Annotated in this window: 4 protein-coding genes and 1 pseudogene; all 5 read left to right on the top strand. The window is 35.9% G+C overall.

The genetic code is table 11. From position 1 onward, the window contains the following. On the top strand, positions 1-2,701 hold a 2,701-nt coding region (locus ACCI49_RS18225; RefSeq protein ID WP_371840584.1), incomplete at its 5' end, for a non-ribosomal peptide synthetase. A gap of 146 nt (positions 2,702-2,847) precedes the next feature. Continuing rightward, on the top strand, positions 2,848-3,570 hold the full coding sequence (locus tag ACCI49_RS18220; RefSeq protein ID WP_371840583.1) for an ABC transporter ATP-binding protein: 723 nt from the start codon (positions 2,848-2,850) through the stop codon (positions 3,568-3,570). Beyond that, entirely contained in the window at positions 3,563-6,019 is a 2,457-nt protein-coding gene (locus tag ACCI49_RS18215) for an ABC transporter permease (protein ID WP_371840581.1), read from the top strand. The genes ACCI49_RS18220 and ACCI49_RS18215 overlap by 8 nt, the downstream gene beginning before the upstream one ends. Positions 6,020-6,163: 144 nt before the next feature. Further along, the gene (locus ACCI49_RS18210) at positions 6,164-7,765 is read left to right on the top strand and encodes an MBL fold metallo-hydrolase (RefSeq protein WP_371840580.1); all 1,602 of its coding nucleotides are present in this window, start codon (positions 6,164-6,166) and stop codon (positions 7,763-7,765) included. Positions 7,766-9,025: 1,260 nt separating this feature from the next. After that, positions 9,026-9,453 (top strand): annotated as a pseudogene (gene tnpA, locus ACCI49_RS18205) (IS200/IS605 family transposase). Positions 9,454-9,488: the final 35 nt, after the last annotated feature.

Raw genomic sequence — 9,488 nt, 5'->3', positions numbered from 1 at the left:
CTTTAATGAAGGGCGTGAGAATCCGCTGGGGCCACTATCGGTACAGTATGCGGACTATGCGGTGTGGCAGCGCGAGTGGCTCAGTGGCGATGTATTGGCAGAGCAATTGGGTTATTGGCAGAAGCAGTTGAGAGGTTTACCTCCGGTACATAGCTTACCCTTAGATAAGACACGCCCTAGCAAACAAAGCTTCATCGGAGCTCGGTACTGTCAGACTCTTAACAAAGGTTTGACCGAAGGCATTCAGCGATTTTGCAGAACGCGGGATGTAACGCTATTTATGTTCATTCATACCGTGTTATCTATACTGTTAAGTCGTTATAGCAATGAGAATGACATTGTCATAGGTACACCAATTGCTGGAAGAGTTCACCATGATGTTGAACCACTGATTGGATTTTTTGCGAACACCTTAGTATTGCGCAGTGATCTATCAATTAACCTGACATTTACTGAACTATTGCAAAAGAATAAAGAAATAGTTATTGATGCCTATGAACATCAAGAGGTTCCTTTTGAGTTGTTAGTTGAAACCCTAAACCCAGAACGAAACTTAGGCTACAGCCCACTATTCCAGATTTTATTAACCCTACAAAATAATGAGCAGTCAGAGTTGACTTTAGGAGAGCTAAATTTTTCAAGTGTGTCATCAGTAAAATTCAATATAAAATATGATTTAGAGCTGAGTCTTGTTGAAAGCAACAATGAATTATTGTTGGGCTGGACATATAATAAGGATTTGTTTGAAGAAGTGACTGTAAGGCAATTAGCCAGCAGCTTCCGCGTATTACTGGAAGGCGCGATGGTATCACCGGGATGGACAATAAAGCAGTTGCCTATCCTCACTGAGTCTCAGAGAAACAAACAGCTATATGAGTGGAATAATACCGCAAAAGACTATCAAAAAAATATTGTTTTCCCCGAGCTTTTTGAAAAGCAAGTACTGTGCTCCCCGGATAAAACAGCAGTAATTTTTGAAGGTAATACGCTTTCTTATCAAGAACTAAATGCAAAAGCAAACCAACTTGCGAATTATTTGATGGAGCAGGAGATGGCTCCAAATAAACCGATAGGGCTTTTCATAGAGCGCTCGATTGAAATGCTTGTTGCTCTCTTGGGAATCATGAAGGCAGGTTATGCCTATTTACCATTGGATCCAAGTTATCCAAAATCTAGATTGGAGTATATATTACAAGATGCAGGAATAAGCATTGTAGTAACACAGTTATCCTTGAAGAATTTACTGAGAGAAAATAAACTAAAATTACTTATATTAGATGATAATTCACTCCAAGATGAGCTTTTCAATTACTCCAAAGAAAATCTACCATCATCAATAGAGCTAAATACTCATAGTTTAGCTTACGTAATTTACACTTCAGGTTCTACAGGAAAGCCTAAAGGTGTAATGATAGAGCAACGAGCCTTAGTCAATTTCTTATTTGCAATGCAAGATATATTAGGAAGATATCTGAGCGTCAAAACAAAAATGTTGGCTATATCTAGCTTTGCCTTTGATATGTCAATTTTGGAACTGTATGGCCCCCTTTCATCCGGAGGACAAATCATACTCGCTTCACAAGAAGATGCTAAAAACCCTCAGAGCATTATAAAATTGCTAGGGATGTATGATATTAATTTCTTGCAAGCTACACCCACTACGTGGAAGCTTTTAATGGATGCAGGTTGGCAAGGAAAGAATGATCTAATAGCACTAGCAGGCGGTGAAGCAGTCTCTACTAACGTGGCGAACTATTTATTGAGCAATTGTGGTCATTGGGCGAATTGCTATGGCCCGACAGAGGCAACCGTATGGTCGATGGTAAATAGAAACTTAAAAGCAGGGAGCGAAATTAATCTAGGTGGGCCTCTAAATAACTATAGACATTATATTTGTGATGATTTCGAACAACTTGTCCCTATTGGCGTGGTTGGCGAATTGTATATTGCGGGTAATGGGTTAGCCAGAGGTTACCTAAATCGTCCGGATCTAACTAAAGAAAAGTTTATTCAAAATCCGTTTAGCAATAATAGTGAAGAACAACTCTATAAAACTGGCGATTTAGTCAGATGCTTACCCAATGGAACCTTAGATTTTATAGGGCGTGTTGATGATCAAGTTAAACTACGTGGATTCCGAATTGAGCTGGGAGAAATCGAAGTCGAAATATCAAAATGTGAAGAGGTTGATCAAGTTCACGTATTATTAAAGTCTAATGAAAATCAAGAAGATTATTTAGTGGCATATATAATTTTAACAGGTGCGTACTTAAAACTTTTTGCTAAAAAAGAGCTTTCTCAGCGAGATATAATAGATAGTATTAAAGAGAATATTGGAAAATTTATTCCAAGGTATATGATCCCAAAAGTATTCCATTTTCTTGAAGCTATTCCTCTCTTGCCAACAGGTAAAGTTGATAAGAAATGCCTTGTAGGCATTCCCGATGTTGATTTTGAGCCCAAATTTCATAGAGAACCATGTAATAACATTGAATACAAACTATTAAACATTTGGGAGGAGTTGTTGGGAATAAATAACCTCAGTGTGGAAGACGACTTCTTTGAAGTAGGGGGACATTCTCTGCTAGCCGCCAAATTGATACATAATATTAACAACATTTTCAATATTGATATACCAATCTCCACTTTATTTGAGAATTCGACAGTCAGATCTTTAGGGGAAATTATCTCAAAATCTTAAAATCAGGACTAAATATTCTCAATACCACCGCAAATAAACTACATATTCTCTTTACAGCAGCTGGCATATAGAAATTAATTATTTACTTGCCATCTTATGTGAAAATTAGAGCAGATATTTATTTTTATAATTAGGAATTTTAAGCCATGCTTTTGAAGCTGAAAAAAATTTATAAAGAATATCGTACAGAAGAAATACTAACAACATCCTTAAATAACATTTGCGTTAATATTCAGGCCGGAGAATTTGTTGCAATTTGTGGTCCATCTGGTAGTGGGAAGTCAACACTATTAAATGTAATGGGATTACTAGATGAGCCAACTAAGGGTTCTTACGAGTTTGATGGAAAAGAAGTTACGACCTGTTCAGAAAGAGAAATCTCGTATATCAGAAAATTAAATGTCGGCTTCATATTTCAGGATTTTAATTTACTTAGCGATATGTCAGTTGAAAAAAATGTCGAGTTAGCACTGCTGTATCATAATGTATCAAAATCTATGCGTAAGAAAAGAGTAGATGAAATATTAGAAAGAATGGAGATTTCACATAGAGCGAAACATAAAGCATCACAATTGTCAGGTGGACAGCAGCAAAGAGTAGCAATTGCCAGAGCCTTAGTCTCCAAGCCAAAAATTATTTTCGCAGATGAACCAACAGGTAATCTTGATTCATTGCGAAGTGCTGAAGTGTTAAATTTACTACGAGAACTAAATAGTTTTGGTTCTACTGTAATTATGGTGACTCATTCTGAGGATCAAGCGAAGAGTTGTGAACGGATTATTACTATGCTAGATGGAAAAATCATATCTGATTCTAAAAAGAATACAATCACTCCTAAGAATATCGAAGGAGTAACAGTACATGATTAATGATTTTATTAGTGCGATGCTAACTTCTCATAGTAGGACCAAACTTATTTCTTCCCTGAACATTATCGGTTTGACATTTAGCTTATCTGCCTTTGTATTGATATCGATCTATATTAGAGATGAATTGAATTATGATAAGTGGATTGAAAATGTTGACCTCTTATACAAATTTGAAGCAACATTTGAAGTTCCTGGCCGAGACACATCAGAATCAACAATGAGCCCATTCTCTAGTGGTCCTGCATTAATGGAAGAACTTCCATATTTTGAGTCAGTAACCAGAGTTTTACCATTATACGTCCCGATTAAAATTGATGACAGGGTCTTTAATGAAAGAGTTATGTTTGTCGACCCAAATTTTTTTAACACTTTTAATATAGAAAGTATATTGGGTGTACGAGAAGAGGCACTGTATAACAACAATAAATTGTTAATAAGTAGAAAATATGCTGAAAAATATTTCGGTACCGATTCGTTGCTAGATGAAAACATTATTGGAAAAGTTTTAACGTTTGGAATATCTGAGAACAATTCAGATCCTGTTGATTATGAAATAGCAGGCATTCTGGAGAATACACCCAGGTTAACACACTTCTCGGCCGATATGGTGGCGTTGTTAGATTCATCGAGACGTGAATATGATATGCATAGAGATAATTATGCTGGTTCGTATATACATACCTATGTAACAATGAAAGAGGGCGTAAATGTGGAAGCTCTTGATAAAGAGCTTTCTGACTTCTCTGAAAGGCATACTAGCGATAGACTAAAATCATTAAATATTAAGGCTACGTATAATCTATTCCCGGTTTCAGAAATTTATCTGCATAATAAAAAATCAGATCACTTAGATGAAAATGGTAGCGTACTTTTCGTCTGGGTTCTTTCAATAGCATCAGTTCTAATTTTGATTCTTGCGGGCGTTAATTTCTCTGGATTGTCTCTAGCTCAAGCTCAACAAAGAAGTAGAGAAATATGCCTAAGAAAATTGGCCGGCGCTAGTTATTGGAATATACGTATTCAATTTTTGGGTGAATCGTTAATTGTCAGCATAGTTTCTCTCATTTTAGCATATATCTTTATCTTTTATTCACTACCTTGGTTTAATTACGCATTGGGAAAAAATTTAGAATTCAACTTCTCCAGAGATATACATTTAAATATATATATAATATTGTTCGCATTGTTTATGGGCCTTATATATGGGCTTTACCCGGCATTTATAACTTCTTCGTATCGGCCTTCTGTAATATTACGCTCCTCACATGAAAGTGATATATTTACCTCATGGAAAAATTATGCATTGCTCGTATTTCAATTTGGAGTATCAATCTCGCTAGTTAGCATGGCTATTCTTGTTCTGTGCCAGCTTGACTATACTCGAAGAATAAATTTGGGTTTTGATCCTTCGAATATAGTTGCATATAAGATTGATGGGGAAGGCAAACAGGACGAGCTGCGATATGTATTAAGTAAGATTTCAGGTGTAAATTCCGTTGGATTTATGCAACAGTTGATACCCATGAAGGGGAGCGTATCGACAGCGCCTATAGATTTTAAAAATTCAGATGATACGATACAGATTAATTCAGAATACAATAGAGTGGACTCAAAATTTTTTGAGATTTTTGGAATTAAGCCATTGGTAGGTAGAGTCTTTTCTGAAGATTATATAAGCGATAAATTAATTTTCTCTGAAACTGGAGAAAATCCTAGGGCTGGGGTTGTAATAAATAAGACATTTTCAAAAAGAATGGGATTTGATAGATATGAAGACGCACTAGGTGAGACATTGTTCCTAGGTCAAATTAAAGGGAAAATTATCGGAATCATAGACGATATTCATACCAGACCAGTAACGGAACCAGTACAGGCTTTTACTTTTCTTTATACTAGAGATGAACCGTTAAGAGTAATGGTGGTAAAAGTAAATGAGGTGGACTTTGAAAACTCACTATTGGAAATTGAAAATACAATAAAAAATATATATCCAAATATGTTCGTTGAAACCCTTCACATAGATAAAGAGTATGAATCAATTTATATCAAGCAAGAGCGACAATCATATATTTTACTACTATTTACGTTCTTAGCCGTAATCATATCATTTTTAGGGCTATACTGCACTTCGGCATTCGCTTCAATTAAAAAAGGAAAAGAGGTGGCTCTTAGGAAACTTTATGGTGCAAATAGAATTCAGATTACAATGTACTTTTTATTTAAATTTGCATCCCCCATTATCATAGCGGGGCTAGTAAGCATGCCTATAGTTATCTTCTTTTTTAACTGGTGGTTGTCCTCATTTATAAAAAGGATATCATTGGTTGAATATTCCTATATTTATATCTTAGTTGTACTAGCTTATGTGGCGACTTCATGGATGACCTTATGTTCACAGATAATTGGATTAAGTAGATTAAAACCAGTAGATGCACTTAGACATATATAAAGTAAATTATCTTATAAAACACATAAATGTTATTTTAAAACGTTAATTTGTGATAATTCATGAGATCCCATCCAATATATTTATTGTAGTTTACGAACTAGAATTTATGTTTATATCGTGACACACATACTAAAGAGATAAAAGATGAAAGATAAAAAATATTATTTAAAAGAAGAGGTCTATTTTGAGCCTTTGTTTAATCAGTGGTATGCATGGACCTACTTAATACCACCTGTTACTGCCGTAAGACATTTATTTAAAAATCATTATCGTATAATGAAGTCATTCATTAATAATAGTCAGCTACATATCATGGCTTCTAAGGATGCATCGCTTGCAGGGGCTGAATTTCTTAATTGTACTGAAAATCAGATTTCAGATGTAAAAAAATTAGTAGAAGATATTGACTCGGATCTAGAGCCATTAAAGTTGCTGTCTGAAGCGGTCACAAAGCTTGATTCAATACTAGCAGACCATACTAGTGGCGAAAGTATTTCATATATTTATGAAAAAATTCCCACTGAGTTAAAAGGGTATGTTGAAATTTACCTAGATATGGAACATAGACCTTCGTATAGGTTTATAGAGCCTTTATTGTATAAAAGCCAATATTATGACACTTCATTGCAATCATTGTCGTTTGGTCTATTGACTGCGGAGCAAAAGGAGCGGCCATTTGTATTCAGTACACCTAGGCTGGCAGATAAAGATCACATACAAATTAGCGTAGAGTTCAATTCAGAAAAAGTAGATAAACTGTTTAAATCGAGAGAATTTCCAATAAGTGGACAAGATATTGAAGAAATCTTCAATCAAAATAATATGAGAGGGGGGCTAGACCATTGGGATCTATTCACTGAGACGCGACCTAAAATTGCCAATAGTGGCGTAAAAAAGGGTATTAGAGTTCAATATACTGGCCATGCGGGATTTCTGATTGAAACGAAAAGTATAACCATATTAGTTGATCCAGTTATCGCAAATCGTAGAAGTAATGAATCACAAAAAATTCTTAGCTACAGTGATTTGCCCTCACATATTGACTATATATGTCTAACACATAACCATCAAGATCATGCAAATTTGGAAACTCTTATACAGCTTCGTTATAAAACTGATAAAGTAATTGTTTCGAAAAATAATGGTGGCACAATAGTAGATCCTTCATTGAAGCTAATTTTAAATCAGCTCGGATTTGATGTAATTGAAGTTGATGATTTAGATGAAATTAATTTTCCTGATGGCAAGATAATAGCAATCCCGTTCTTGGGCGAACATGGGGATTTAAATATTAGGACGAAATCCGCGTGGGTGATTGAAGCTCTAGGTAGAAAATTTTTCTTTGGTGCCGATTCAGCCAATCCGGATATAAATTTGTACAAGCATCTTGAGGGCTACCTCAATGATGTTGATTTGTACTGTATAGGGATGGAATGTGTTGGAGCACCTTACACATGGATCTACGGTGCTCTGCATTCAAAGGTAGTCTCTAAAGCGATCAAAAATTCTAGGCGATTAAATGGCTCAGATTTTCAACAGGCGTATCCCCTTGTAGAAATGCTCCAGCCAAAACAAGTATTTATATATGCACTTGGTTTGGAACCGTGGTTTAAGTATTTTATGGGCATAGATTATGATGAAAATTCAGCACAAATCGTCGAATCTAAGAAGATGCTAGAAGCCTGCTCAAAAATATCTATACCAGCGGAGTCTTTATATGGGAGGAAGAAAATTCTTTTTGACTGATAAACAAGACTGTGTCAATAGTTAAAATATATTCTGTTCTCTAAGAAAGAAAAAATTTTGGCATATAGATAGCTTCAGCTACCCTGCTTGAATGTAGTAAGGATAACGTTTTTTAATTCAGAACTAGACTTCTACGATAAAACGTCTTAAGCTTTACGCCCAGAACCTGTTCCGCAATTTTTGGGCGTAACTAGCGAAGAATATTTATATCCGTTATCTTTATGCGTGAATTATTATTTACAATTAATCTGTATACCTATATCAATAGGTAATAGGCATGATTATTTTTTGTACTTTTAAGGTTGGGTAGAAATAATTTTCATCAATAGTTAAAGATAAATTGACAACAGAATTAAAGACGCTTAATAAGTTAAGGGTAAGTAATTAAGGACAATTTGTCATTGAGATCTCAGTTGCCTAAATACAAATTAGAATTCTCTACATTAGAATCTTACTGCTTAAAATATACACAGATGCTGCAGAAGCCTTTAGGGTGGATAACACCATAAATAATTAGAAGAAGTTAGAAGACTGATAAAGCATACTAGATGAAAAATGAGTATTACTTAACGATAAGGAAGCTTTATTATTGACTTTCATATGAGGATATAGATATAGAAAATAAAAAAAGCATCAAGTCATAATGAAAGGACATCGCCGAGGACATTAAGTAAGATGGTAAAAACGTACTGAATCGTTACAGTGTTAACATTTCATTCAATCTATCTCTGTACAAGACGCTACTTAGCTCAAACCAACTGCCGCAAAGAGCATCGCGAATCTCGGGCAGTCCGATTGGTACCAGTGTATGAATTTCAACGAGATAGAGTCGGGACAAAATAAGACTTGCCGCTCAATTAAAAGGAGTTGCTTTCATAAGATCATCCTGTAACAGTGTGCCAATCTTCTGTCCGATACAGATTTTTCAGATCGTGTAGGCATACAAAAAGCTCTTGATAAATAATACCTTTTCAGGTAGTAATATAAATCTTCTGAGAAGCTAATTTAACTATAGTAGCTGTTCATATGTAAATCACCTCAGTACTGATAAGGGCAGTAAGCATTGGCTGTTAAATTACCTTAATTAACATATAGGTAAACCATCGCCTCTGGTGCTGAGACTTGACAAGGCTCTGTCGTACCGGTGTGCAGAGTAAAAATATAGCCTCCATGAACCGGCAAGTTCTATAAGGGGGCCATATACAAGATTGGTAATGCCAAACTCACTTGAAACATTATTGCAGGTACTAGGTAGTATTTGTGCCCAGGTATCGAAAGAAAGCGTTATTTGGGTCACTGAGGCGGGAGATTGGAGGAATATTTCAAGACTTATGTCGCCAAAGGGGCGTTGAGTCGGTCGAGGGTAAGCAATGAGAGATCACATCCATATGTTGTTAATGATTCCTCCGAAGTTGAGTGTTTCCAATACGGTTGGATTTCTGAAAGGGAAGTCTGCGGTACAGATATTTTGGAAGTACAAGCATATACAGAGAAGTTATACAGGAAGACATTTTTTGGCTCGGGGTTATTGCGTGAGTACAGTAGGGTTCGACGAGCAAATGATTGGAGAGTACATTAGGAGTCAAGAGGTTGAGGAGCGCCGTCAAGAGCAGATGCAACTGGCAGGGTTGCAACTAACCCCCACAGGAGGCCTTCATCATACCAGTCGCTATGCGGGCGGTTGCTGATTAGCCGAGTCCTTTTGGAAATTATTGACTTACAA

This window comes from Microbulbifer epialgicus, assembly GCF_041447265.1.
Taxonomy (GTDB): Bacteria; Pseudomonadota; Gammaproteobacteria; order Pseudomonadales; family Cellvibrionaceae; genus Microbulbifer; species Microbulbifer epialgicus.
Note: the sequence above shows the minus strand (reverse complement) of the source record. Positions and strands in the feature narration are given on the sequence as shown.